The organism is Tateyamaria omphalii (genome assembly GCF_014651375.1).
GTDB classification, from domain to species: Bacteria; Pseudomonadota; Alphaproteobacteria; order Rhodobacterales; family Rhodobacteraceae; genus Tateyamaria; species Tateyamaria omphalii.
In genome coordinates, this window is sequence record NZ_BMWT01000003.1 from 407553 (window position 1) to 429509 (window position 21957).

Genomic DNA, 21957 nt, shown 5'->3' on the forward strand with positions numbered 1-21957 from the left:
GCGCACAGACATCCGTGAGGAGTCGTCTGGTAATGCCATAGCGCTGAAAGGGATCGCCGTTCAGGCGGCAGGGCGGCTCAGGATCACGCGATTGCGTCCCTTCGCCTTCGCTCCGTAAAGTGCCTTATCTGCGCGGTCGAGCAACGCCTGAGGTGTCTGGGCAACCGATGTCTTCGTGCCGCCGACGGGGTCCACGACGGTCATGCCTATTGAGATCGTGGCATCAACCGGCGATGTTCCGTCTGGCAGCTCGAAAGGCGTGGTCTGGATGATTTCGCACAACCGTTTGGCCGCCTTGCGCGCGTTTACGAGATCTACTCCCGGCAGCACGATCAGGAACTCTTCGCCTCCGATCCGCGCCACAAGGTCGACCGCCCGCAGGTTCTCTTTCAACCTGCGGCCTGCTTCGATCAAAACAGCATCGCCTGCTGCGTGGCCGAGCGTGTCATTGATACGTTTGAAGTGATCCATATCAGCCACCATCACCGCATACGGCTTGCCTGTGCGCGCCGCCCGCTCAGCAATGCGCGCCAGGTGCGGCATTGCATAGCGGCGGTTGTGCAACCCGGTAAGCGGATCGATGACCGCCGCTTCGATTCCGGACCGAACGGTATCACGCAGTGAATCGGTTACCAGCTTCCTGCTCAGCAAAGCTTCGAGCCGCAGTGCCAATTCCTCCGAAGACCGAGTGCAACGCATCAGATCATTGGCGCCCATATCCAGCATTTGTGCGCCGAGTGTTGCTTGCTCTCCGTCGAGCATCACAAGGATCGCGCAATGGCGTGTGTTGGCTTGACTGCGTATCGTGGCCAGCAATTGCAACATCTGTGGTCCTTCATCTGGACCGATCACCAGAACAAATGCGTCGGGTGTGCGGCCTGGCGCAGTCTCTGACACAGCAGTGGCCGGCTTGGTAAAAACTGTTGTTGCACTGATCCGGTTGGACAAGGCGTCAATCCAGGGATCCGCTACTGCCGGGTTCTCGGCGACGATGCGCACGGTTTGTGCCGGTGAGAAATTTGCGACCGCTTCCCCAAAACCCAGAGCGCGAGAAGTTCCTTCGCGAAGGATCCATTCGCTTGCAGTCGCATACGCACGAATGATCGAGCGGGTTCGAGCCAGAAGCAGTGCGTCGTTGATCGGCTTTTGCAACACATCATCGATGCCGCCCGCGAGCAAGCGCAAGCGTTCGGCTTCGTTGTCGACGCAGTTCAGCACAATGATTGGCATTTTTCCGGCCAAACCCATCTTGCGAACCCGTGCAAGCAGACCCAGCGGATCACCGTCAGGAAGAACTCCGGCACACAGGATCAAGTCAGGCGTCTCTTGGGATAAAACGTTAACGGCTTCCGCAATCGAGCTTGCTTGCAACATGTTGTAGTGGCTGGCCGCCAATTTGACGCGCAGCACAATGCGATTTGTCGCAATTGGGTCTATGACGAGGACCTTACCGTGCATGAGACGCTTCCAATTCATTGCAAAAGCCGTGCATTCGGTTTTTGATCGTTTAGGTTAACAAAGCGTTTCCATCAGACTGCAGAGGCCAAACTTGATGTCCCGTTCGCAAGAATCCGCCGAAACTGTCGGTCTACAGGCCGTTGCCTGGATGGTTGGGAACGAAGAGCTGCTTCCCGTATTCCTGGGGGCCACCGGCGCCAGCGAAGCCGACATGCGCTCCGGTGTGGGTGATCCGGCTTTTCTGGGGGGCTTGTTGGATTTCATCATGATGGACGATGCATGGGTCACCGCGTTTTGCGATGCACAGGGATTGTCTTACGATACGCCAATGCGCGCGCGTATGGCTTTGCCTGGCGGCGGAGAAGTGCATTGGACGTGACACTCTCCGGTTCCTCTGTACGCGGGATCATTTTCGACAAGGATGGAACGCTTTTTGATTTTTCGACCACCTGGGAAGCTTGGGCCGCTGCATTCCTGCGGCGGGCGACCGGTGGGAACGATGCGCTTGCGCAGCGGGCCGGTGCTGCAATTGGGTTTGATCTGACGGGTGCGCGCTTCCTTCCCGGAAGTATTGTAATCGCAGGCACGCCGACCGAAATTGCCGTCGAGCTAAGTACGCATTTCCCTGAGTTGTCGTTTGACGCGCTGGTGGCGCTCCTGAATGAAGAGGCGGCCCGTGCACCACAGGCAGAAGCCGTCGCCCTCAAGCCGCTTTTGACGGGGCTGCGTGCGCGCGGTCTGGCTCTGGGAGTTGCCACCAACGATGCAGAAGCACCCGCGCGTGCCCACTTGCAGTCGGCCGGTGTGGATGGCTTCTTTGATTTCATTGCCGGCAGTGACAGTGGCTTTGGTGGCAAGCCAGCGCCCGGACAATTGCTTGGGTTCTGCGCCGATACTGGGCTTGATGCGGCGTCAGTTGTGATGGTGGGTGACAGCACCCATGATCTGCACGCAGGCCGAGCTGCAAGAATGCGAACGGTTGGTGTTTTGACGGGAATGGCACCGTTCGAAGAATTGGCGCCATACGCAGATATCGTATTGCCTGATATTGGCGCGCTGCCGGATTGGCTTGATCAGACGACGATGACCTGAGGGCGACAAATTCGGCCCTTCACCCCGAAAAAACGACACAGCCGGTCGCAAACGGAGATGTACCCAGCGGCGCGCTGCTGTGTCGTGTTTTGCATAAGCAGGTCAAAGGGGTAACACGATGGCACATACAGCGATACGACGCAGGACGCGTGGCGGTGGCCGGGCCGGGGCAGCAGCCCGTCGAGGCGCCGCTGTGATCGAGCAGATGCCATGGAATCCACCAGTCATTGTTGATCCTCCGGTGGAACCCTTAAGCCCCGAGGGCGTGGAGGCAATCCACGATGGGGCAATGCGGATTCTCGAAGAGATCGGCATCCAGTTTCTTAATGAAGAAGCCCTTGGCATTCTGCGTAAGGCGGGCTGTCAGGTCGATGATGACATTGTTCGTATGGACCGCCATTTCGTGATGGAGATGGTTAAAAAAGCGCCGTCCGAGTTCACCATCACACCGCGCAATCCGGATCGGTCGATAACGGTTGGTGGAAGGAATCTGCTTTTCGGCAACGTGTCATCTCCGCCCAACTATTGGGACATGGAGATCGGCACCAAAGTGCCCGGCAACCGCGAAATGTGTGCCAACCTTCTGAAGTTGACGCAGTACTTCAACTGTATCCACTTTGCGGGAGGATACCCGGTTGAGCCTGTCGATCTGCACGCCAGCGTACGGCATCTGGATGTGTTGTATGACAAGCTTACTCTCACGGATAAGGTCATGCACGCATACTCGTTGGGTAAAGAGCGGGTCGAGGACGTAATGGAAATGGTGCGCATTGCGAGCGGACTGAGTCATGCGGAATTCGATGCTGCTCCGTGTATGTACACCAACATCAACTCGACCTCTCCGCTTAAACATGATCACCCGATGATTGACGGGTGTCTGCGCATGGTGCGCCGTGGCCAAGCCGTTGTGGTAACACCATTCACATTGGCGGGGGCGATGGCACCGGTGACAATGGCCGGGGCGGTGGCACAATCAATTGCCGAGGCATTGTGTGCAATCGCGCTGTTTCAATATGTGAGGCCAGGTGCGCCTTGTGCGATTGGCACATTTACGTCCAATGTTGATATGAAGTCGGGCGCACCCGCGTTCGGTACGCCCGAGTATATGCGCGCAACTCAGATGACGGGTCAATTGGCACGGTTCTACGGTTTGCCGATGCGCTCCTCGGGTGTGTGCGCTTCCAACGTGCCCGACGGGCAGGCCATGTGGGAAACGTCGAACAGTTTATGGGCGGCGGTGCAGTCCGGAACCAATATGGTTTATCATGCGGCCGGATGGCTTGAGGGCGGATTGATCGCAAGTCCAGAGAAATTTGTTATGGATTGCGAAGTTCTGCAACAAATTCAGCGTTACATGGATCCCGCTATCACGGGAACTGGTCCTGAAGACGTTGCCTTGGATGCCATCAAGTCGGTGGGCAACGAAGGACATTTCTTTGGCATCCAGCACACGCAGGATCGCTACAGTACAGCTTTTTACCAACCGTTCCTCAGCGATTGGAAGAATTATGAAGGGTGGGAGGCCGCCGGCGCGGTATGGACGCCGGAACGTGCTCACCGTGTGTTCAAAGACATTATCGGAAGCTTTGAGGCGCCAGCCATGGACGATGGCATTCGCGCGGAACTTGCTGATTTCGTTGCGCGCCGAAAGGCGGAAGGCGGTGCGCCGACCGATTTCTGAGACTCCCGGGCCCGATGTTTAGGTCAAATTGCATCTGTTAGAGGATTGTTTAGAGCTGGTTGTGCATGGTGCTTCCGTGGAAATGGGAATGTCGTGCAATGCATGGGCTGATCAATCGAGCAATTCAGTGTTTCGTAACAGACAGTTATGGGGCGGACAAATGGGTCGAAGCGACCCGGTTTGCTGATCTCGACTTTGTCGAATTCGAGTCGATGCTGATTTATGGTGATGACATTACGCCGCGATTGCTGGACGCAATCAGTCAAATTCTGAACCGACCGCGAAGCGATGTCATGGAAGATATGGGCACATATCTCGTGTCCCATCCCAATGTCGAAGCATTGCGTCGATTGCTGCGCTTCGGTGGCGTGACATTTGTTGAGTTTCTACATTCGTTGGATGACCTGCCAGACCGCGCACGACTGGCTGTATCAGACCTGAACCTGCCGCGAATTGAGTTGCGTGACCACTCCCCAACCCATTTCAGCCTGATCTGCGAAAGCCTCATGGACGGATATGGGCACGTTATGATGGGGATTTTGCGGACCATGGCCGATGATTACGGTGCGTTGGCACTTCTTGAACATACGGGTCGCGGCAATGGGATTGAAACCATTTCAGTCACTCTGGTCGAGACTGAGTTTGCCGAAGGGCGCGTGTTTGACTTGGGGGCACGTGCATCATGATGGATCAGACGGCTCTCACGCAGGCTATGGACGTGCTTTGCCCAATGCACCTTTTGTTGGGGCCGACGGGGCATGTGATTCATGTGGGTCCTACGCTACAGAAACTGCGCCCGGATAGTCCTATGGTGGGTCGGCGGTTCCTAGAGATTTTTGACTTGAAGCGCCCACGCGCCGTTACAACCATTGACGGGCTGCGGGCTACGGCTGGTACCAAATTGCACTTGCAATTGCGTGATAGCCCCAAAACCGAGGTCAAAGGGCTGTTGGTGGCGGGGCCGGACGAGGGACAAAGTATTATCAACCTGTCATTCGGTATTTCTGTAGTCGATGCCGTATCCGACTATTCGCTCAACAGTTCAGACTTTGCTGCAACGGATCTAACGATTGAAATGCTGTACTTGGTCGAGGCCAAGTCAGCCGCAATGGAGGCGTCGCGCAAACTGAATTTGCGGTTGCAGGGCGCAATGATCGCTGCGGAAGAGCAGGCGTTTACGGATACGCTCACAGGCCTCAAGAACCGCCGCGCAATGGATCATGTGCTTGCGCGCCATATGGACTGGGGCACGCGTTTTGGTTTGATGCAGATTGACTTGGACTGGTTCAAGGCGGTGAATGACACTCTTGGGCACGCAGCTGGCGATCACGTATTGCAGACGGTCGCTCGGGTCATGGTTGAAGAAACGAGAGAAAGTGACACCGTTGCGAGGGTGGGTGGGGACGAATTTGTCGTCATTCTACCGCATGCAAAAGACGGCGATGCTCTGGAGGGTATTGGCCGGCGAATCATAAAGCGGCTATCACAACCGATTCCATTTCAAGGCGATGTCTGCCGCATCTCGGCCAGCATTGGGTCAGCCATTTACGATCCAGAGTCGGAACAGTCGATTGCAGAAGTCATGGATGATGCTGACGTGGCGCTTTACGCGTCCAAACACGGCGGACGTGGGCAACAGACCCACTACGTACCGATTTTGCGACAGCATGCTCAGAACCTGTCGCCGCCAGTCGGACGGAATACGGCACGCAGCGCGTGACCGGTCGCGTTGTTGCGCACATGCAGGTTGATGACTGTTGCATCGTGTCCAAAAGGGCGAGTCCGTTCAAACGTCCGTCAAGCCTTGGAAAACACTGCAGAATGACAAAGTTTGCACATGCCATCGTCGACGATTGTTCGGCCGGGCCATGCAAGTGAAGAAGACTAGGTTTTTCAAAGAAACTGGCAGCCCGTAGGGGAATCGAACCCCTCTTTCCAGGTTGAAAACCTGGCGTCCTAACCGATAGACGAACGGGCCAGCGCTGGTGTGAGCGCTCAGATAGGCAATTCGACGATGTTGCGCAAGCGGAAAAAACGTTCGAATGGCGATATTTCTGCTGAAATCCGAAACCCGTCGATTTTACGCTCGAGCTGCATCTTCGAGCCGCAGTTGAACCGACTGTCGACCGCGAAATGAATTGATCTCAATTCGCCCACCCAGATGAAATGGCGCACCGCCGTGATCAAGCAATGCTTGCCCCAAAGGACCCTCGAACGCGCCGAATGCAATGGCATCAAGGCGCTCGCCACCGGGTTCGCCAAACGTGAGCTTCAGATGTGTCTCGCCGACGCGTCGGGCCTGTAAAATGCGCATCGCGGCAAAGGCATATCGCGGGGCAGGGGCGCTCGCCCCAAACGGGCCGGCGGCATCGATTTGGTTTAGCAACTCAACTGTCGCTGCTCCGGGCATCAAAACACCGTCCAGGCGCAAGTCAGAAGGACCAAGCGTGTCAGCCCCTTGTTTACACAAAAGCTGGGACAACCGTTCCATGGCAGCCTCAATTTTGTCTTCGGCGACGGTCAAACCCGCAGCCATCTTGTGGCCCCCGCCCTTGATCAACAGACCTTCGGACACCAGCCTCTGTATAGGAGCGCCAAGATCGATGCCCGAAACCGAGCGGCCCGACCCCTTGCCGATCCCATCCTCGACCCCGATGACAATGGACGGACGGTTGGTGGCTTCTTTCATGCGGGACGCCACGATTCCAACGACGCCAGGGTGCCATCCCGGCCCTGCAGCCCATGCCAACGCGCCGTCTGATCCACGCGTTTCGCATTGCGCGATGGCTTCTGCGCGCACCTGCGCTTCGATCTCGCGCCGTTCAGCATTGAGGTGATTGAGGCGTTCGGCAAGTGCGGCCGCCTCGTGAGGATCTGTGGATGCCAATAGGCGCGCGCCCAAATCCGCTTGCCCGATGCGACCGCCCGCGTTGATCCGAGGTCCCAGCAGATAGCCCAGATGATACGGTGTTGGCGCGGTATCAAGGCCCGCGATGTCCGCCAAAGCAACCAACCCCATGCGTTCTCGCCGAGCCATCACTCTGAGGCCTTGCCTGACAAAGGCACGATTTACACCGATCAAAGGCGCGACGTCTGCAACGGTTGCCAACCCGACGAGGTCCAGCATCGCCATCAGGTCCGGGCCCTGCATTTCGCGCGCGCGCAATTGTCGCCCCGCTTCCGCCAGTGCCAGAAACACGACCGCAGCCGCGCAAAGATGTGCCAACGCACCATCTTCATCCTGTCGATTGGGGTTCACTACAGCAAAGGCGTCAGGCAGAGTTTCGGCGCCCAGATGGTGATCCAGTACGATAACATCGGCATTCTCTGCGGCAGCGATTGGGCCATGCGACAGGGTTCCGCAGTCGACACAGATGATCAGGTCATGTGTGGAGGCAAGCTGCGCCATCGCTTGCTCGTTCGGCCCGTATCCCTCGTCGATGCGGTCGGGGACATAGAGTGTTGCGGTCAATCCCATCTCTCTGAGCCACGCGATCAACAAGGCGGCTGAGCTGCCGCCATCCACGTCGTAGTCAGCGAAAATTGCAATGTTCTGTCGCTGTTGCACAGCGTTCAGAAGGCGAGTTGCCGCAACCTCCATATCCCGCAAGGACCGTGGATCTGGCATCAAGTCGCGCAAGGTGGGCGCCAAGTAGGGCTCTGCCGCCTCGGCGGGTACGTCCATACGCGCGAGAATCTGGCAAACCGGGCGCGGTAATTGTGTGTGCTGAACCAGGGCTTCAGCCGCGCGATCGGTTGCAACGTCCGGGCCGATCCAGGCCCGGCCGGTCAGTGACTGCTCAATACCCAAGAATGCCACAATGCGCCTCCCCCCTTGCGCAATACTGCGTCAGTTTAGGCGCGGCTGCACCCGTGGCAACATCAACACGGATGTCGAAGCTGCTGCCTTTGGTCCGGCGGGTCAGACCGTGTGTGTTGGCGTCCGGTAATTGATCCGGCGTACCGATCCTGTCTTGGATCGCATCAACAGCGTTTCGCATGTTAGCCAGCCGGGCTCGCGTTGAACGGCATGCAAAAGCGATCCGCTGGTAACACCCGTGGCTGCAAAGATCACATCCTGCGTGACCATTTCGTCACGGGTGTAGATGCGGTTCAAGTCGGTAATCCCGGCCTTGGTTGCGCGACCCTTTTCATCGTCATTTCGGAAGAGCAAGCGACCATAAATCTGCCCGCCCATGCACTTGAGGGCCGCCGCCGCCAATACACCTTCTGGCGCGCCACCCTCACCCATGTACATGTCGATGCCAGTGGTTGGGTCAGCGCAATGCATTACCCCAGCGACGTCCCCATCCGTGATCAGGCGGATGGAGGCACCAGTGCCGCGGACGGCGTTGATAATGGTTTCGTGACGGGGGCGTTCCAGAATGCAAACGGTGATATCCGATGCGTCGCAGCCTTTGGCCTTGGCAAGTGCTTGGACACGTTCCGCCGGGTTCATCTCCAGTGTGACCGTGTCGGGGGCAAAACCCGGGCCGATGGCTAGCTTGTCCATGTAAACATCCGGCGCGTGCAACATGCTGCCGCGCGGACCCATCGCGATGACAGTCAACGCATTGGGCATATCCTTGGCGGTAAGGGTTGTGCCTTCGAGTGGATCGAGTGCGATGTCGACGCCGGGGCCGCTGCCAGTTCCGACTTCTTCACCGATGAAGAGCATGGGCGCTTCGTCGCGCTCACCTTCGCCGATGACAACGACACCCGCAATGTCCAGCATGTTCAATTGTTCGCGCATGGCGTTCACAGCAGCTTGGTCTGCCGCCTTTTCATCGCCGTGACCGACCAGACGTGCTGACGCGAGCGCAGCAGCTTCCGAAACGCGGGCGAGACCCAGCGAAAGCATGCGGTCCTGAAATTGTGCGGTTGATGTCATCGTGGAAAATCCTTTGGGGAAGTATGAAGTGTCAGACCGACTCGATACGCAGGACAACGGGGTCCGACGCAAGCACACCGGTGCCCTGCATGGCTGCTATCGCCTCGTTTACAGCAGAGCGCGTGCAGGTATGGGTTACGATCAAGACCGGAGCAGTTGTGTCACTGTGACCGTACTGGCGCATCCGGTCGATGCTGACGCCAGCCTCGCCAAGAACTGTGGCGATCTTGGCAAGTGCACCGGGTTTGTCGACCAATGCCATGCGCAGGTAGTAGGGTGCTGGTAGCACAGAGGCCGCGCGAGGCGCTGTTTCAAGCGTTCCGGCGGGTTGGCCAAAGACTGGCAGTGAATGTCCTCGTGCAATATCGCAGATGTCGCCCATGACGGCCGATGCGGTGGGGCCTTCGCCTGCACCAGGACCGCGCAGCACAACTTGTTCGACAGCATGCCCTTCGATAGCGACCATATTCGTGCCACCCTGCAGCTGGCCAAAGGGCGAGGTGTCCGGCACGAGGCACGGCATCATGCGCTGTTCCAGGCCGCGCCCGGTTTTCTGAGCAACACCCAGCAATTTGATTTTAAAGCCCATGTCGGCGGCATGGCGGATATCGTCAATGCTGATGCGTTCGATACCCTCAAGTTCAATGCCGTCAAAATCCACGCGAGTGCCAAATGCGATGGACGACAGGATGGCCAGCTTGTGTGCGGCGTCGATTCCGCCGACGTCAAGTTGTGGGTCCGCTTCAAGATATCCAAGCCCGTCTGCCTCGGCAAACACCTCTTCATAGGTCAACCCGGCGCTTTCCATACGAGTCAGGATGTAGTTGCAAGAGCCGTTCATGACACCGACGATGCGCGTGACTTCATTGCCCGCCAACCCTTCTGTCAGGGCTTTGATCACCGGAATCCCGCCGGCCACAGCGGCCTCGTAGCGTAAGCTGATCCCCTTCGCTTCGGCAGCTTCGGCGAGGGCGTGCCCGTGAATGGCAAGCATGGCCTTGTTGGCGGTGACCACGTCCTTGCCCGCTGCAATTGCGGCTTCGACAGAGGCTTTGGCTGGACCGTCGGTGCCGCCCATCAATTCAACATAAATGTCGACATCGTCACGTGTTGCCAGGGCAACCGGATCGTCTTCCCATGCATATGCGTTCAGCGGGACTCCGCGATCCTTGTCGCGCGACCGTGCGCTGATTGCACTGATTTCGATCCGGCGACCAGTGCGCGCTTCCAGCAGGGGGGAGTGTTGGCGAATGATCTTGATCACCCCGATACCGACGGTACCCAACCCTGCGATGCCAAGCCGAAGCGGTGCGTTCATGTCGGGGTCCTTTGAGCGATCATCATCGCGGGCGATGTAACGGGTTCCTTGGGCAGGTGCAATTGTCGTTGATTGACGGACCTAGCCAAGGCGTGCGCGCATCCTCGCCCGCGTGGCGGGGTCTACGATACTCTGTTGTTGCAGTGCCCGTGCCCGTGCCCGGAGCGCAGCAACCCGTGCGGCGAGCGCATCGGATGTCTGCACTGGGTCGCTCACGACAGGTGCCGATCCAGCCAGAAGAGGTTCCAAGGGCACAAGTGCAGGAAACTCCGATGCCCCGACTTCGGGGGAAATCGTGTTGTCTAACTCCGGAAACTGCGTGCAGGCAGTCAGGGTCAGGCAAATAAGTGCTGTCGTTGCGCGCATGGGCGAGACGCTCCGCAAATCTTGTGTTGCCTATGTGATGCACCAAGCCCCTGCGCCGTGCAAGCGTGGCTTGGTTTTGAACAGCTGTTTGGATAAGTCTCGCTCATGGCTCGCACCACCGGTTCCCACTCTGATATCACTGGTCCGCGCGTGCGCGATGCGGCGCTGCGTCTGTTTGCACGACATGGCTATGCCGCTGTTTCCATGCGTCAAATTGCAGGCGAAGTGGGCGTGCAGGCCGGGGCGCTTTATAACTACACACCTGACAAGCAGAGCCTGTTGTTTGCATTGATGCGCGATCACATGGTCGAGTTGTTGGAGGCCGTGCCGGTCATGGACACGGACCCGCCTGCGGGCCAGCTTGAAGCTTTTGTGCGGTTTCACATCGAGTTTCACCATGCGCGACCGGATGCGGTTTTCATTGCATATATGGAGCTGCGGAATCTGGACGCGCACAACTTTGCCGAGATCGAAGGGCTGCGGGGACGCTACGAGGCTGTTTTGGAACGGATTTTGCGGGATGGTGCGGGTTCTGGAGTGTTTGATGTGTCGGACCCAAAGATCGTGACCTTGGCTGTCATCGCAATGCTGACCGGGGTGACGACATGGTTCAGGGATGAGGGGAGGCTCAGCCTGTCTGATGTACAGGACCAATACTGGGACATGGTGCGCAAAGCCGTAATGACGTGACAGCGGGTCGGACGCTGTTTGGCTGCGCCAAATGCGCCCCGCCCGCCGTCCCGTTTAGTGTGCGGGCTGGATGAATGTACCGTTGCGCAGGTCGCGCATGGCCTGCATCAGTTCCTCTTGCGTGTTCATTACGATGGGACCGTGCCAGGCCACCGGTTCGTTGATGGGTGCGCCGGAAATCAGCAGGAAGCGGATGCCATCAGGGCCTGCTTGAACGGTCACTTCATCGCCCGTCCCGAAGCGGACCAAGGTGCGGTCGCCTGAGAGGTCGCGGATGTTAAGCTCTTGCCCTGCCACCTCTTTTTCCAGAAGCACGCCGGACGGGGTTGAGGCGTCTGCAAACGCGCCTGCACCCTGGAACACATAGGCGAAAGCGCGCCTGTACGTGTCTATTTTGAAGGTTTTTTTGACGCCTGCGGGCACCGAGATGTCGAGGTATTGGGGATCGGCCGCGATGCCATCGACGGGTCCCTTCTGCCCCCAGAATTCACCGGTGATCACGCGCACGCGGGTGCCGTCATCGTCGACGACTTCGGGAAGGTCGGTCCCGGCGATATCCTGATAGCGCGGGGCGGTCATTTTCTGGCTTGAGGGCAAGTTGCCCCAGAGTTGGAAGCCGTGCATTTGCCCCTTGGCGTTGCCGTGTGGCATCTCCTGATGGAGGATGCCGGACCCGGCGGTCATCCACTGGACTGAGCCTGCGCCGAGCGTGCCGGAATTGCCCAGGGAGTCGCTGTGTTCGATTGTCCCTTCGAGCACGTAAGTGATTGTTTCTATTCCTCTATGTGGGTGCCAAGGGAATCCTTTTTCGAAATGTGCGGGCACATCGTTACGGAAATCATCAAACAACAGAAATGGATCGAGTTCCGATGGGTCCTGGAAGCCGAAAGCGCGGTGCAGATGCACGCCAGCCCCTTCGAGGGTGGGCTGGGCCTGACGGGTTTCGAGTGTGGGTCTGAGGGACATGGGTGTCTCCTTTCATCCTTGCGTTGGGGCAAAGATAGACCTGTGCCGAGGCGGTGCAATTTGCGCCTGCGAACCGGGTCTGTGCAGATCTGCGACACAAGATGATGGGTGAAGTGACGGGACCACCACAACCGTTTGGTTCTCTCATTCCCGAGGACCTGTATATACAGGTGGGCGCCAGGTAACCGGACCAGGGTCCGGACAGAGCCAGCTCCCTCGGAATTGCTTAAGGCCACCGGAATGCAACCTGTCACGAGAAGGGCAGAACCCGCCACGCGCCTACATAGGGGTGGGGGCGGCGCGCGGCAAGGCTTGCTGTCCGGACAGGTGGTGGATCGGCCCTTCGGGGAGGATTTTTTCAAACAGGGAATTCGGACCGTCCCTCTCGCGCGCCACTTGGTGGCACGCTGCCGGGTATCGCGCGCCGCTGCGCGTCACGTTTGTTGCGGTCCGAATGGTCGGAGCCCCGGACCGGGGACCGTACGGTGTGTTAACGGGCGATTTGGCGGCTGGTTTGTTGGCGACATTTGTTTGTCGCAGGCGCAAACTGCGATGTTTTGGGCCGAAACTGCGTATTTTGAGGCCCGCGAAGCTGGTCTGTTTTGGGCAGGTTTTGGCAAAGTGCACAATTTGAGCCCGAAACTGCGCATTCTTCTCCGCGCGCCAGGTGTGAGGCGCGCGGACGGGTTAACGCGATACGTTATGCCGCAGGTTGGCTGGTCTCGGGCCGGGCAATTTCGCCGTTCAGATGGTCGCGCAGGCTGGCTTCGAAAAAGTGTTGCCAGCCCCGTTGGCAGATGTCGAAACAGGCGATCTTTGGCGAGAGCCCTTCGTGGGTCAGCGTGACCGTGCTGCCGCCCGGGGCGGAGGCGATCCGCCAGACAAGGCGGGTGCCTTTCCATTCGGCCGGATCGTCCACCCCCTCCATGATCATGTGGGCGTCGGTGCAATTCCATGCGAAACTTTGGGCCGTGCTGTCGGGATCGAGGGCAAAGGTCGCGTGGCTGCTGTTGAAGCGGATGATGAAGCCCTGTGTGGTGCGGTCCACGCGGGTGGACCACCAGAGTTCAAGATCGTCCGCAATCAGACGCGCGGCCTGTTCAGGTGGCGCGCTGGTGGTGATCGTTGCGGTGTAGTCCATCAGTCCTCTCCATGAATGTCGTTGCGCATGCGCATAAGGTGTTCATCCCAGCCGTTGTCGAGCGAGAGGATGAGGTCGAAAGCGGCTTCGTCCTGTGGCAGGCCTTCGTGGGTCAGCGCCAATTGCGTACCACCCGGGACGTCCGAGAGGGTCCACTTCACAGTGCTGACCGCATCGCCCATCGGGCGGACCGTGAACGTGTATTCGAGATATGTGGGCGCGTCGGCCTTGATCACTTTGCCCCAGATCAACAAGTCGCCGCTGGTTGTGCCATACATTTCCAGCTTCGCGCCCTCGGTCAGTGGGGTTTGGGGGGCGTGGAACCATTTGGCGAGCTGTTCCGGTTGCGTGAGATAGTCCCACACCATCTGGCGCGGTGCCTTGAGGAAGATGGTTTTCTGCAGCGTCGTTTCGGTCATTGGAGGTCCTTTTCAATAGCAGTTTTGAGAGCGTCGAGGCGGTCGTCCCAGAAGCAGTCGAAATATTCGAGCCAGTTGAGCACCGGTGCGAGCCCGGCGGGGTTGAGCGTATTGATCCGTTCGCGACCGCGCGCTTCGACCGTGATGAGACCGCCATCGCTGAGCACCGTCAGGTGTTTTTTCACCGCCGCCCGCGTCATGTCGAAACGGTCGGACACTTGTGCGATGGTCATGTCCTGTGCCGAGAGCATGCGCAGGATGTCGCGCCGGGTCGGGTCGGCCAGCGCCCGGAAAGCGTTTTGGGTCTGGTCCGTCATGGCGTCACCGGAAGGAAGTCGAACGCGCCGTCCTGATAGAGCATGGTCACGCAGGGGCTGTCAGAGATGCAGGCCGAGACATGGGCCATGTTGGCCGGGATTTCGTAATAGCCGCCCGGGCCGATGATGGCCGGGTTCTGTGCGTCAGGTGCAGCGTGTGTCATTTGCCCTTCCAGCATGACGCCGAACATGGTGGCGGACTTGGTGTGGGGCGGGCTGACTGTGCCTGCGGGCAGGCGGACCATCGCAAAGTAGGGTTCCGCCATGCGGTCGCCTGAGAGGGGGGCGAAGGCCACGCCTTCGGGTGTCGTGTCCCATTCAAGCGTGTCGGAGGGCGTGAGTATAATCGCTGGGTCAGCGAGCGCTGGTGTGGTGGCTAGCAGCAGGGCGGCGAGGGGTTTCATGGTGTGTCTCACATATGATGCCATTTGGTATCATATTAATGAGATACCATATGGTATCATGTCAAGCCTGCTGGCATCCGTTTGATCCGCCGTTGAGCAAGTCATTCAGATTTTTGGATAAATCCGTATGTTTCCAGCTCTTCCGGCAGCAACACATAGATCTCGTCGGGTGGGGTGCTGAGCGCGTGTTGCATCACGAGCGGGTCGATTCCCATCTCGTCGAGATATGTCATCACCTCGGCCTGGCCGCGCTGGATGTCTTCGACCGCGAAGGCGGCTGGCAGGAACGTGTTTTGGCCGAAATAGTGCTGGTGTACGCCGACCGAGGCTTGCGTGTCGATCGTGCGCGTCGTGCCTGATGCCAGCAGGTAGGGGCAGGCGGAATAGCAGAACTCGCCCGCCAGCATTTGGGTGCTGATCCCCTCACGCCGGATCACGCGCCCGAGCGCGAGTGCGTCCTGAACCGAGCCGCCGGGGCTTTGCAGGATCAGCGTGTCGGGGCGGGGGTCGGCTTGGGTGATGAGGCCCGCGAGCCGGTCGGCGTCGCCTGCGCTGATCTCGCCTTCGAGCCGGTAGGTGGTGCCGTCTGTTTGTGTCAGCACCAGTCGGTTGGGCAGTTCGCCGGGGTCGCGGGCCGGTTGTGTCACGGGGCGGTCACGGTCGGGGCGGAAGGTGCGCCGCTGGTCGCCGGGGCGCACCGGTTCCGTCAGGCGTGGTGCGTCGGGGCCGAAACTGGGCAGGCGCAGCCCTTGCATGTCGCCGAGGATCAGGAGGCCGCCGATGCCAAGTTGGAAGATCAGGACCCCCATCAGCACGCGCGCGATGGGGTTGCGGGGTTTGCTTTCTGTATCCGCCGTGTCGGTCATTCGGCGACCCGTTTGGGGGTGCCGGGTGCGTTGATCTGGCCGGGGGCGGTCATCGTGTCTTCGACATCGCGCAAGGCGACCATGGCGGCGCGCAATTCGGCGAGGGTCATCGTGTCTTCGACTGCGGCCCCTTCGCGTCCGCCGCGGATGGCGGATTGGGTGATGGCGAGGATGAAGACCAGCACGGCAGGCAGCAGGTCGATGGCGATGGCCCCGGCCCAGGAGGGCACGAAATTGCGGGCATAGAGGATGACTGCATCGGCGGACGAAATGGGGGTGTAGGTCACGTCTGTGGTTGGTGCCATGGCCTGTACCGCTTGTGCGGCCCGTTCAAGCGTGGTGGCGCGCTGTGCCAGCACTTCGAGCACCGAGGTGATGGTGGCCGCCTGATCGGTGCGGCCCTGTTCGGTGCTGCTGTCGAGTTCCGGTAGGACGACCGAGGCGGCAAGGTCCTGGGCTGCGCGTTCGACAAGTGGGGCGACCGAGAGTTGACGGATTTGGGTGATCAGCCCCGCAAGCCGGACCGCTTGTTCGGAGAATTCGACGCTGCGTGCCTCGACCGGGCCGGGTTCGACGGTCAGCGCGCGCATGCGGGACAGGATCACGTTGCCTTCGGCAAAGGCGCTTTCGACAAGCGGGGTCTGGGCGCTGATTTGCCCTTCCAGCCCCGAGAGTTCGGCAGCTTTCTGGCGGAGGACACGGAAGACCGCACCACGGCCTGCAAGGCCCGAGAGTGCGCCGGCGGCCTCCTGTTCGGAGAGGTCTTCGAAGGACTGCCGGACGCGGGCCACGTCGCGTTCCAGAGATTGGCCGGTCAGGGCCACTTCATGGGCGCGTTCGAGGCTGTTTTGATAGTCCTGCACTGTTTTGGCGAGGTGTTGTTCGACCGCCGCTGAGCCTGCAAGCGCTGCTGCGTTGAGCCACGAGGACATGGCCACAATCGCAAGCGAGCCTGCGCCCATCGCCACCATCAGTCCGATGCGGGCACGGGCCGAGCGGACGGCGGGAAAGAGCCGCATCATGTAGGACCAGAAGACAAAGATGCCCACGGAAACCGCGACCGAGTAAGCGATGGCGGCAAAGACCGACATCGCGCCGTTTTCGTCGAGGAGGGACGACACCCCGAGATAGGTGTAGATGCCCGAGGCGGTGGCGAGCACCCCGAGGGCTGTGCCGGAGAAGGTGTCGAGCCAGCCGAGGTGCCCCTCAAGCTCGCACGCATAGCGCACGCCGCGCGCCTGTGTCTGGCTCAGCCTTGTGTCATTGGTCATATGTCAGCTCCCACCGCTGTCGGCCAAAGGTAAGGGCAGAGGCGCGGAACGCCAAGGGGGCAGGGGTCTCTTGCTTTTGTTCAGGTTTTGTTCATATTCTCGATCCCATGCAAACCGCCCCTGATCTCACCACCATGATGCCCGGCCAGTTGCTGGCCCGTGGCGTGTCGCGGCATCTGGCCAGCCTTGGTCTGGCGGCCGTCGAGGAGTTGGTGCCTGCGCGCGGCCTGCGGGTCGACGTGATGGCGCTGGGCGCCAAGGGCGAGATCTGGGTCATCGAGTGCAAGTCCAGCCGTGCCGATTTCATGTCGGACCACAAATGGGACGGATATCTGGAGTGGTGCGACCGATTCTTTTGGGCCGTAGACGAAGATTTTCCTGTTGATCTGCTGCCCGAGGGGACGGGGTTGATCATCGCGGACGCCTATGATGCTGAGATCATCCGCATGGCCCCGGAGGACAAGCTGGCACCTGCACGCCGAAAGGTGATGGTGCAAAAGTTCGCCACCCATGCCGCGCGGAGGTTGCAGGCCCTGCGTGATCCAGGCGCAGGGCTGGGATGGTAACGACCCGGTGACTTCACGTGATCGCATAAAGTAACCCCTTTGCGGTTTTGTCTTTTGTCACACGCTTACAAAGGACATTTAAATGACACAGAAAAATCGGGGCCGAAGTGCGAGGGTCGCTTTGGTTTTGGCGCTTGGTGCCGCTTTGCCAACGGCTGCGGCGGCAAATGACACCTATTTCTTTGCGTTCGGCGGTGCGGTGCTGAACGGCAGCCAAGATGCGGACGGGATCATCGGGGGCAATCCACAATCGGTCGATACAGACTATGACGACGGTTTCCAGTTTGGTTTGGGCGTCGGGCGCAGCTTTGGTACGTTTGGCAATGTTGGCGTGCGGGGCGAGATCGAACTGTCCTACTCAGACACGGACGCGGACACGATCGCGTTTTCCGGCAACGGCCCGGCTAACGAGATCAATGTGGCGGGCGGTTTGCAGTCCACCACGCTGTTCGCAAACATATATGCTGACTTTGAAACCGCGGGAGCGGTCACCCCGTTTGTTGGGGCCGGTGTTGGAATCGGGCGCTTTTCCCAAGATCTGGTCTATGGTCCCGGTGTTCGGGTGAGCGAAAGTGATACAGCCTTTGGAGGGCAACTGATTGCCGGTGTGTCCTGGGCGGCTTCTGACACGGTGACATGGACGCTTGATGCTAGGTACCGCGAATTTTTCGACATTGAGTCCAACAGGTTTGCCCCATCCGGCGCATCCACCGGTGTGGTAAGCGGTGACGCAAGCGCCTTTTCCATCAATGTGGGCGCACGGATCGCGTTCTGATGGGGCAAAACAACGCCGCGTGCATCAGGTAGCCCCCATCCCAGTTGTACTTGGTCACGAGACGTGGTGTGCAGGCCATCCGGCAGCGGATGGCCTGCGTTATTTCTTGAGCGCACCAGCCGCCTTGGCAGCCGCTCTGATCTCGTCAGCGATTTCCTCGGCCTCTTCCGGGTCAAAATCCATTGGAATTTCAACGCCCTTCGCCTCGACATAAATGCGCACCATGCCCGCGTCGGTTGGCCCGATCTGCAGGTTGGCCTCGATATCGCTTTCTTTGTTGATGCCCATGGTCATCTCCGGCGGAAGTTGAAGCGGGGTGCTAGCCTGATCGCCATTGAAAGGCAAGCTGCCGTCAGCCATGCTTGGACCATGACAGATGTTGCTTTGCGCCCGTTTCGACCCGAAGATACTGATTGGCTGGTTGATCAGCACGGCGGTCTCTATGCGCGCGAAGCGGGTTTTGATGACAGTTTTGGTCCCTTGGTTCGGTCCATTCTCGAGGCGTTCAATGAGGGGCATGATGTATCCTGCGAGCGTGGGTGGATTGCTGAGGCGGACGGGCAGCCGTTGGGATCCATCTTTTGCGTCCGCCATGACGAGATCACAGCCAAGCTGCGGTTATTTCTGCTCGTGCCAGAGGCGCGAGGTCGGGGTGTTGGGCGGTTGTTGCTGGATCAGTGCATGTCTTTTGCGCGTGAAACGGGATACGCAGGTATGACCTTGTGGACCCATGAAAGTCACCAAGCGGCCTGCGCGCTTTATGCCCGCACGGGGTGGTCGTTGGTTGCGTCCAAACCTGTCCATTCATTTGGGCAGGATTTGGTGGAACAGACGTGGGTTTATCGCTTCTGACGGTCTTGCATTCGGTCGGCGGCATGGGTATTTGACCCTCAGTGCCGCCTTAGCTCAGTTGGTTAGAGCGCCTGATTGTGGATCAGGAGGTCCCCCGTTCGAGCCGGGGAGGTGGTACCACTCTTTCGCGCAACGAAAGAGTGGTGGTGGGATAAGAGTGTTTTCGAAGAAAACGCGCGGTCCCACACCTCTGAACAGCCAAGCGGTTCCAAACCCAATTGAGCGCCTTGCGGCGCGTTCCATTTTGATTTGCCGCTTCGAACCCACCAAGACAAAGACTTTGTCGCGCATCCGTTCCCGCGTGATCTTTGGCGTGACAGTGCGCCGCCGTCTTCCCAAGAAAAATAGCCGTCTCCCCGCTTGCGGGTCCCCTCGGCGATTTTTCTTGGCAAGCCATCGTCGCCCCGTCTCTTGAAGATCAGGCGAGAACGGCTCCGAGACAAAGCGTTAGTCCAGGGTGATGGTTTGGCGCAGGGTGCCGGTGACCTGATCATAGATGAGGATTTCGTCGTTTTCGGTCACGATGCCGAACCAGTCGGAGCCGATGGTGAAGGCAGTCGCCGTGGCGCCGTCGGGCAGTGTGACCTGATCGGGCAGGGGCAGGGGCGCGGGGTCGGCATTCAGCCGGATGACAAGCAGGGCGACCACCGTTACAACGCCCGCGATCATGATGATCGTCAACACCGTCACCAGCCGCCGCAGAAAGGTCAGGTTGGCCGGCATTTCTGGGGTGTCCATGTCGTCCACGTCCGTCTCCTTTGTCATTGCAGCCGATCCGCCTGCGCGCCTTGATAAGGCCATCGCCCGCGACGTGCCAGAGGGCGCGGCGCTGTCCCGGACCCGTTTGGCTCGGCTCTTGGCGGAAGGGGCTGTGAGGGTTGATGGTACCGTTGCATCCGATCCCAAGGCGCGTGTTGTTGAAGGTGCATTGGTTGAGGTCACAGTTGAGGCCGCGGAGGAAAGCCATATCGGGGCCGAGGATATTCCGCTGGACGTGGTGTTCGAGGATGCCGATCTGATTGTCGTCAACAAACCGGCGGGCATGGTGGTGCATCCGGCGCCCGGGTCGCCCTCGGGCACTTTGGTCAATGCCTTGATGCATCATTGCGGCGACGATCTGTCGGGTGTTGGGGGTATGAAGCGCCCGGGCATCGTGCACCGGATCGACAAGGACACGAGCGGACTGCTTGTCGTTGCCAAGTCCGATGCGGCGCATCACGGGCTGGCTGCGCAATTCGCCAAACACACGGTGGAGCGCTACTATCGCGCGCTTGTTTACGGTGTTCCGGATGGCAATGATCCACGTTTGCGTGGGGTGAAGGGGGCGTCCTTTGAACCCGGCAACGTGTTGAAGCTGACAACGCAATTGGCCCGTCACAAGACGGATCGCCAGCGGCAAGCTGTTTTGTTTCAGGGCGGGCGGCACGCTGTCACGCGGGCGCGCTTGGTTGCGCGCTATGGCACGCCGCCGGTTTTGAGCCAGGTGGAATGTTGGCTTGAGACGGGGCGTACGCATCAGATTCGTGTGCATATGGCTCATGCTGGGCACGGGTTGGTGGGCGATCCGACCTATGGTGGTCGGCGGAAACTGGCCCGCGGGGCGCTGTCAGAGGCCGCTGCGGCGGCTGTTTCCGGGTTTGATCGGCAAGCACTGCATGCTGCCGTTCTGGGATTTGAGCATCCGGTGAGTGGCCAGATGTTACGGTTCGAGGCCCCGTTGCCGCGGGATTTTGCCGATTTATTGGCTGTTTTGGAGGCCTGAGGGCCAAAAACGGGCCTGGTCAAACAGTCTTTACATAACCCTGTAATGAACAGCACATGCGCGTGACCGCACGGATCAGGCCCTGCCGAAGTGTGGTTGTGCATGTCATATTGAGGGGGCGTCGACCCCCGCCTCTTGAATGCGGGTGATCGCCGTCCCATATGGAATGTTAAGCCCGTAAACATGAAGCGGGGATACTGGAGGGACAATATGGCTAATTACGCAAATCTTCCCGCACCGACACCGGAAGGCGGCCTGAACCGCTACATGCAGGAAATCCGCAAATTTCCCCTGCTGGAGCCGGAAGAGGAATACATGCTGGCCAAGGCCTGGGTCGAGAAAGAAGACACAGGTGCGGCCCACAAGATGGTCACCAGCCACCTGCGGCTCGCGGCGAAGATCGCCATGGGCTATCGTGGTTATGGCCTGCCACAGGCCGAGGTGATCTCGGAAGCGAATGTTGGCCTGATGCAGGCCGTCAAACGCTTTGATCCGGAAAAAGGGTTCCGTCTGGCGACCTATGCGATGTGGTGGATCCGCGCATCGATCCAGGAATATATCTTGCGGTCGTGGTCGCTGGTGAAGCTGGGCACGACATCGGCTCAGAAAAAGTTGTTCTTTAACCTGCGCAAGGCCAAAGCCAAGATCGGTGCGTTGGAAGAAGGCGATCTGCACCCCGACAACGTTAAGCGAATTGCTACTGACCTCGGCGTGACAGAAGCCGAGGTAGTCAGTATGAACCGGCGCTTGTCAGGTGGTGATGCGTCGTTGAACGCGACCGTTGGCTCCGAAGGCGAAGGGACCATGCAATGGCAGGACTGGCTGGAGGACGAAGACGCCGACCAGGCGGCCGATTATGAGGCCCGTGACGAGCTGGAAGTGCGCCGCGAGATGCTGGCAGAGGCGCTGGACGTGCTGAACGAGCGTGAGAAGGACATCCTGACCCAGCGCCGTCTGGCAGATGCGCCTGTGACACTAGAAGATCTTTCGGGTGAGTATGGCGTGAGCCGTGAACGCATTCGCCAAATCGAGGTGCGCGCCTTTGAAAAGCTGCAAAAGAAGATGCGCGAGATCGCCAAGGCCAAGGGGCTGATGACCCCCGCTTGATAACGGCTAAACCAA

Annotated in this window: 25 protein-coding genes, 2 tRNA genes and 1 other RNA gene; 12 read left to right on the forward strand and 16 right to left on the reverse strand. The window is 59.3% G+C overall.

What is annotated here, in order from left to right; translation table 11 throughout:
* Positions 1-60 precede the first annotated feature (60 nt).
* Complete coding sequence (locus IE087_RS12690) at positions 61-1476, reverse strand: diguanylate cyclase (protein ID WP_229801370.1); 1416 nt, start codon at positions 1474-1476, stop codon at positions 61-63.
* Positions 1477-1552: 76 nt separating this feature from the next.
* Between IE087_RS12690 and IE087_RS12695 the strand changes: the two genes are divergently transcribed.
* The 5 genes from IE087_RS12695 to IE087_RS12715 all read left to right on the forward strand — a co-directional run bounded on the left by IE087_RS12695 (position 1553) and on the right by IE087_RS12715 (position 5951).
* A complete protein-coding gene (locus IE087_RS12695; protein WP_189369716.1) occupies positions 1553-1837 on the forward strand; it encodes a DUF3572 domain-containing protein in 285 nt (94 codons plus the stop codon).
* A complete protein-coding gene (locus IE087_RS12700; protein ID WP_229801371.1) occupies positions 1834-2550 on the forward strand; it encodes an HAD family hydrolase in 717 nt (238 codons plus the stop codon). Before IE087_RS12695 ends, IE087_RS12700 begins: the two co-directional genes overlap by 4 nt.
* A gap of 118 nt (positions 2551-2668) precedes the next feature.
* A complete protein-coding gene (locus IE087_RS12705; RefSeq protein WP_189369718.1) occupies positions 2669-4231 on the forward strand; it encodes a trimethylamine methyltransferase family protein in 1563 nt (520 codons plus the stop codon).
* 98 nt (positions 4232-4329) lie between these two features.
* Positions 4330-4917 carry a heme NO-binding domain-containing protein gene (locus IE087_RS12710; RefSeq protein ID WP_189369980.1) on the forward strand — a complete coding sequence of 196 codons (588 nt, stop codon included), beginning with the start codon at positions 4330-4332 and terminating at the stop codon, positions 4915-4917.
* Positions 4914-5951 carry a GGDEF domain-containing protein gene (locus IE087_RS12715; RefSeq protein ID WP_189369719.1) on the forward strand — a complete coding sequence of 346 codons (1038 nt, stop codon included), beginning with the start codon at positions 4914-4916 and terminating at the stop codon, positions 5949-5951. Before IE087_RS12710 ends, IE087_RS12715 begins: the two co-directional genes overlap by 4 nt.
* A 183-nt stretch (positions 5952-6134) precedes the next feature.
* Here IE087_RS12715 and IE087_RS12720 read toward each other — a convergent pair.
* From IE087_RS12720 to IE087_RS12740, 5 genes are all read right to left on the reverse strand, one after another.
* Positions 6135-6209 (reverse strand) — tRNA-Glu (locus IE087_RS12720).
* Between the two features lie 102 nt (positions 6210-6311).
* Entirely contained in the window at positions 6312-8051 is a 1740-nt protein-coding gene (gene recJ, locus IE087_RS12725; protein WP_189369720.1) for a single-stranded-DNA-specific exonuclease RecJ, read from the reverse strand.
* Positions 8052-8153: 102 nt separating this feature from the next.
* On the reverse strand, positions 8154-9122 hold the full coding sequence (glpX, locus tag IE087_RS12730) for a class II fructose-bisphosphatase (RefSeq protein ID WP_189369721.1): 969 nt from the start codon (positions 9120-9122) through the stop codon (positions 8154-8156).
* Positions 9123-9153: 31 nt separating this feature from the next.
* Positions 9154-10440 carry a homoserine dehydrogenase gene (locus tag IE087_RS12735; RefSeq protein WP_189369722.1) on the reverse strand — a complete coding sequence of 429 codons (1287 nt, stop codon included), beginning with the start codon at positions 10438-10440 and terminating at the stop codon, positions 9154-9156.
* An 81-nt stretch (positions 10441-10521) separates the two neighbouring features.
* Entirely contained in the window at positions 10522-10806 is a 285-nt protein-coding gene (locus IE087_RS12740; protein WP_189369723.1) for a hypothetical protein, read from the reverse strand.
* Between the two features lie 105 nt (positions 10807-10911).
* On the opposite strand from IE087_RS12740, the gene IE087_RS12745 reads away from it, so the two are divergent.
* Entirely contained in the window at positions 10912-11496 is a 585-nt protein-coding gene (locus IE087_RS12745) for a TetR/AcrR family transcriptional regulator (RefSeq protein ID WP_189369724.1), read from the forward strand.
* A gap of 54 nt (positions 11497-11550) precedes the next feature.
* Here the strand turns inward: IE087_RS12745 and IE087_RS12750 are convergent, their stop codons facing one another.
* The 8 genes from IE087_RS12750 to IE087_RS12780 all read right to left on the reverse strand — a co-directional run bounded on the left by IE087_RS12750 (position 11551) and on the right by IE087_RS12780 (position 16880).
* Positions 11551-12462: a pirin family protein gene (locus IE087_RS12750; protein WP_189369725.1), complete on the reverse strand. Its 912-nt coding sequence runs from the start codon at positions 12460-12462 to the stop codon at positions 11551-11553.
* 115 nt (positions 12463-12577) lie between these two features.
* A non-coding RNA gene (ssrS, locus tag IE087_RS23840) (6S RNA) lies at positions 12578-12733 on the reverse strand.
* A 429-nt stretch (positions 12734-13162) separates the two neighbouring features.
* Entirely contained in the window at positions 13163-13603 is a 441-nt protein-coding gene (locus IE087_RS12755; RefSeq protein WP_189369726.1) for an SRPBCC family protein, read from the reverse strand.
* Complete coding sequence (locus IE087_RS12760) at positions 13603-14022, reverse strand: SRPBCC family protein (protein WP_189369727.1); 420 nt, start codon at positions 14020-14022, stop codon at positions 13603-13605. The genes IE087_RS12755 and IE087_RS12760 overlap by 1 nt, the downstream gene beginning before the upstream one ends.
* Positions 14019-14339, reverse strand: a complete 321-nt coding sequence (locus IE087_RS12765; protein ID WP_189369728.1) for an ArsR/SmtB family transcription factor — start codon at positions 14337-14339, stop codon at positions 14019-14021. The genes IE087_RS12760 and IE087_RS12765 overlap by 4 nt, the downstream gene beginning before the upstream one ends.
* Entirely contained in the window at positions 14336-14743 is a 408-nt protein-coding gene (locus IE087_RS12770) for a cupin domain-containing protein (protein WP_189369729.1), read from the reverse strand. Before IE087_RS12770 ends, IE087_RS12765 begins: the two co-directional genes overlap by 4 nt.
* A 101-nt stretch (positions 14744-14844) precedes the next feature.
* A complete protein-coding gene (locus IE087_RS12775) occupies positions 14845-15609 on the reverse strand; it encodes a COG3904 family protein (protein ID WP_189369730.1) in 765 nt (254 codons plus the stop codon).
* On the reverse strand, positions 15606-16880 hold the full coding sequence (locus IE087_RS12780; RefSeq protein ID WP_189369731.1) for a hypothetical protein: 1275 nt from the start codon (positions 16878-16880) through the stop codon (positions 15606-15608). The genes IE087_RS12775 and IE087_RS12780 overlap by 4 nt, the downstream gene beginning before the upstream one ends.
* 107 nt (positions 16881-16987) lie before the next feature.
* Here IE087_RS12780 and IE087_RS12785 point away from each other — a divergent pair, with 107 nt between their 5' ends.
* Both IE087_RS12785 and IE087_RS12790 read left to right on the forward strand, forming a co-directional pair.
* Positions 16988-17446, forward strand: coding sequence for an MmcB family DNA repair protein (locus IE087_RS12785; RefSeq protein ID WP_229801372.1), 459 nt, complete (start codon positions 16988-16990; stop codon positions 17444-17446).
* 82 nt (positions 17447-17528) lie between these two features.
* Positions 17529-18221, forward strand: coding sequence for an outer membrane protein (locus IE087_RS12790; protein ID WP_189369732.1), 693 nt, complete (start codon positions 17529-17531; stop codon positions 18219-18221).
* A 99-nt stretch (positions 18222-18320) separates the two neighbouring features.
* Here the strand turns inward: IE087_RS12790 and IE087_RS12795 are convergent, their stop codons facing one another.
* Positions 18321-18509 (reverse strand): DUF6324 family protein, encoded by a 189-nt coding sequence (locus IE087_RS12795; RefSeq protein ID WP_189369733.1) that lies wholly within the window; start codon positions 18507-18509, stop codon positions 18321-18323.
* 81 nt (positions 18510-18590) lie between these two features.
* Between IE087_RS12795 and IE087_RS12800 the strand changes: the two genes are divergently transcribed.
* Together IE087_RS12800 and IE087_RS12805 are read left to right on the forward strand one after the other, a co-directional pair.
* Positions 18591-19073, forward strand: coding sequence for a GNAT family N-acetyltransferase (locus IE087_RS12800; RefSeq protein ID WP_189369734.1), 483 nt, complete (start codon positions 18591-18593; stop codon positions 19071-19073).
* Positions 19074-19116: 43 nt separating this feature from the next.
* Positions 19117-19193: transfer RNA gene (locus tag IE087_RS12805), tRNA-His, on the forward strand.
* A 327-nt stretch (positions 19194-19520) separates the two neighbouring features.
* On the opposite strand, the gene IE087_RS12810 is transcribed toward IE087_RS12805, so the two are convergent.
* Positions 19521-19811 carry a DUF6476 family protein gene (locus IE087_RS12810; protein ID WP_229801388.1) on the reverse strand — a complete coding sequence of 97 codons (291 nt, stop codon included), beginning with the start codon at positions 19809-19811 and terminating at the stop codon, positions 19521-19523.
* On the opposite strand from IE087_RS12810, the gene IE087_RS12815 reads away from it, so the two are divergent.
* Together IE087_RS12815 and rpoH are read left to right on the forward strand one after the other, a co-directional pair.
* Entirely contained in the window at positions 19810-20835 is a 1026-nt protein-coding gene (locus IE087_RS12815) for an RluA family pseudouridine synthase (RefSeq protein ID WP_189369736.1), read from the forward strand. The genes IE087_RS12810 and IE087_RS12815 overlap by 2 nt on opposite strands.
* 210 nt (positions 20836-21045) lie before the next feature.
* The gene (rpoH, locus tag IE087_RS12820; protein ID WP_189369737.1) at positions 21046-21942 is read left to right on the forward strand and encodes an RNA polymerase sigma factor RpoH; all 897 of its coding nucleotides are present in this window, start codon (positions 21046-21048) and stop codon (positions 21940-21942) included.
* Positions 21943-21957: the final 15 nt, after the last annotated feature.

Bases quoted from the DNA above. Each gene is read 5' to 3' on its own strand.
- IE087_RS12810 (WP_229801388.1), bottom strand. From the start codon at position 19,811: ATGGACACCCCAGAAATGCCGGCCAACCTGACCTTTCTGCGGCGGCTG.
- IE087_RS12715 (WP_189369719.1), top strand. From the start codon at position 4,914: ATGATGGATCAGACGGCTCTCACGCAGGCTATGGACGTGCTTTGCCCA.
- IE087_RS12765 (WP_189369728.1), bottom strand. From the start codon at position 14,339: ATGACGGACCAGACCCAAAACGCTTTCCGGGCGCTGGCCGACCCGACC.
- IE087_RS12690 (WP_229801370.1), bottom strand. From the start codon at position 1,476: ATGAATTGGAAGCGTCTCATGCACGGTAAGGTCCTCGTCATAGACCCA.
- IE087_RS12750 (WP_189369725.1), bottom strand. From the start codon at position 12,462: ATGTCCCTCAGACCCACACTCGAAACCCGTCAGGCCCAGCCCACCCTC.
- IE087_RS12770 (WP_189369729.1), bottom strand. From the start codon at position 14,743: ATGAAACCCCTCGCCGCCCTGCTGCTAGCCACCACACCAGCGCTCGCT.
- IE087_RS12815 (WP_189369736.1), top strand. From the start codon at position 19,810: ATGTCGTCCACGTCCGTCTCCTTTGTCATTGCAGCCGATCCGCCTGCG.
- IE087_RS12775 (WP_189369730.1), bottom strand. From the start codon at position 15,609: ATGACCGACACGGCGGATACAGAAAGCAAACCCCGCAACCCCATCGCG.
- IE087_RS12695 (WP_189369716.1), top strand. From the start codon at position 1,553: ATGTCCCGTTCGCAAGAATCCGCCGAAACTGTCGGTCTACAGGCCGTT.
- glpX (WP_189369721.1), bottom strand. From the start codon at position 9,122: ATGACATCAACCGCACAATTTCAGGACCGCATGCTTTCGCTGGGTCTC.
- IE087_RS12755 (WP_189369726.1), bottom strand. From the start codon at position 13,603: ATGGACTACACCGCAACGATCACCACCAGCGCGCCACCTGAACAGGCC.
- IE087_RS12710 (WP_189369980.1), top strand. From the start codon at position 4,330: ATGCATGGGCTGATCAATCGAGCAATTCAGTGTTTCGTAACAGACAGT.
- IE087_RS12790 (WP_189369732.1), top strand. From the start codon at position 17,529: ATGACACAGAAAAATCGGGGCCGAAGTGCGAGGGTCGCTTTGGTTTTG.
- IE087_RS12780 (WP_189369731.1), bottom strand. From the start codon at position 16,880: ATGACCAATGACACAAGGCTGAGCCAGACACAGGCGCGCGGCGTGCGC.
- IE087_RS12800 (WP_189369734.1), top strand. From the start codon at position 18,591: ATGACAGATGTTGCTTTGCGCCCGTTTCGACCCGAAGATACTGATTGG.
- IE087_RS12740 (WP_189369723.1), bottom strand. From the start codon at position 10,806: ATGCGCGCAACGACAGCACTTATTTGCCTGACCCTGACTGCCTGCACG.
- IE087_RS12795 (WP_189369733.1), bottom strand. From the start codon at position 18,509: ATGGGCATCAACAAAGAAAGCGATATCGAGGCCAACCTGCAGATCGGG.
- IE087_RS12735 (WP_189369722.1), bottom strand. From the start codon at position 10,440: ATGAACGCACCGCTTCGGCTTGGCATCGCAGGGTTGGGTACCGTCGGT.
- IE087_RS12745 (WP_189369724.1), top strand. From the start codon at position 10,912: ATGGCTCGCACCACCGGTTCCCACTCTGATATCACTGGTCCGCGCGTG.
- IE087_RS12785 (WP_229801372.1), top strand. From the start codon at position 16,988: ATGCAAACCGCCCCTGATCTCACCACCATGATGCCCGGCCAGTTGCTG.
- IE087_RS12705 (WP_189369718.1), top strand. From the start codon at position 2,669: ATGGCACATACAGCGATACGACGCAGGACGCGTGGCGGTGGCCGGGCC.
- rpoH (WP_189369737.1), top strand. From the start codon at position 21,046: ATGGCTAATTACGCAAATCTTCCCGCACCGACACCGGAAGGCGGCCTG.
- IE087_RS12760 (WP_189369727.1), bottom strand. From the start codon at position 14,022: ATGACCGAAACGACGCTGCAGAAAACCATCTTCCTCAAGGCACCGCGC.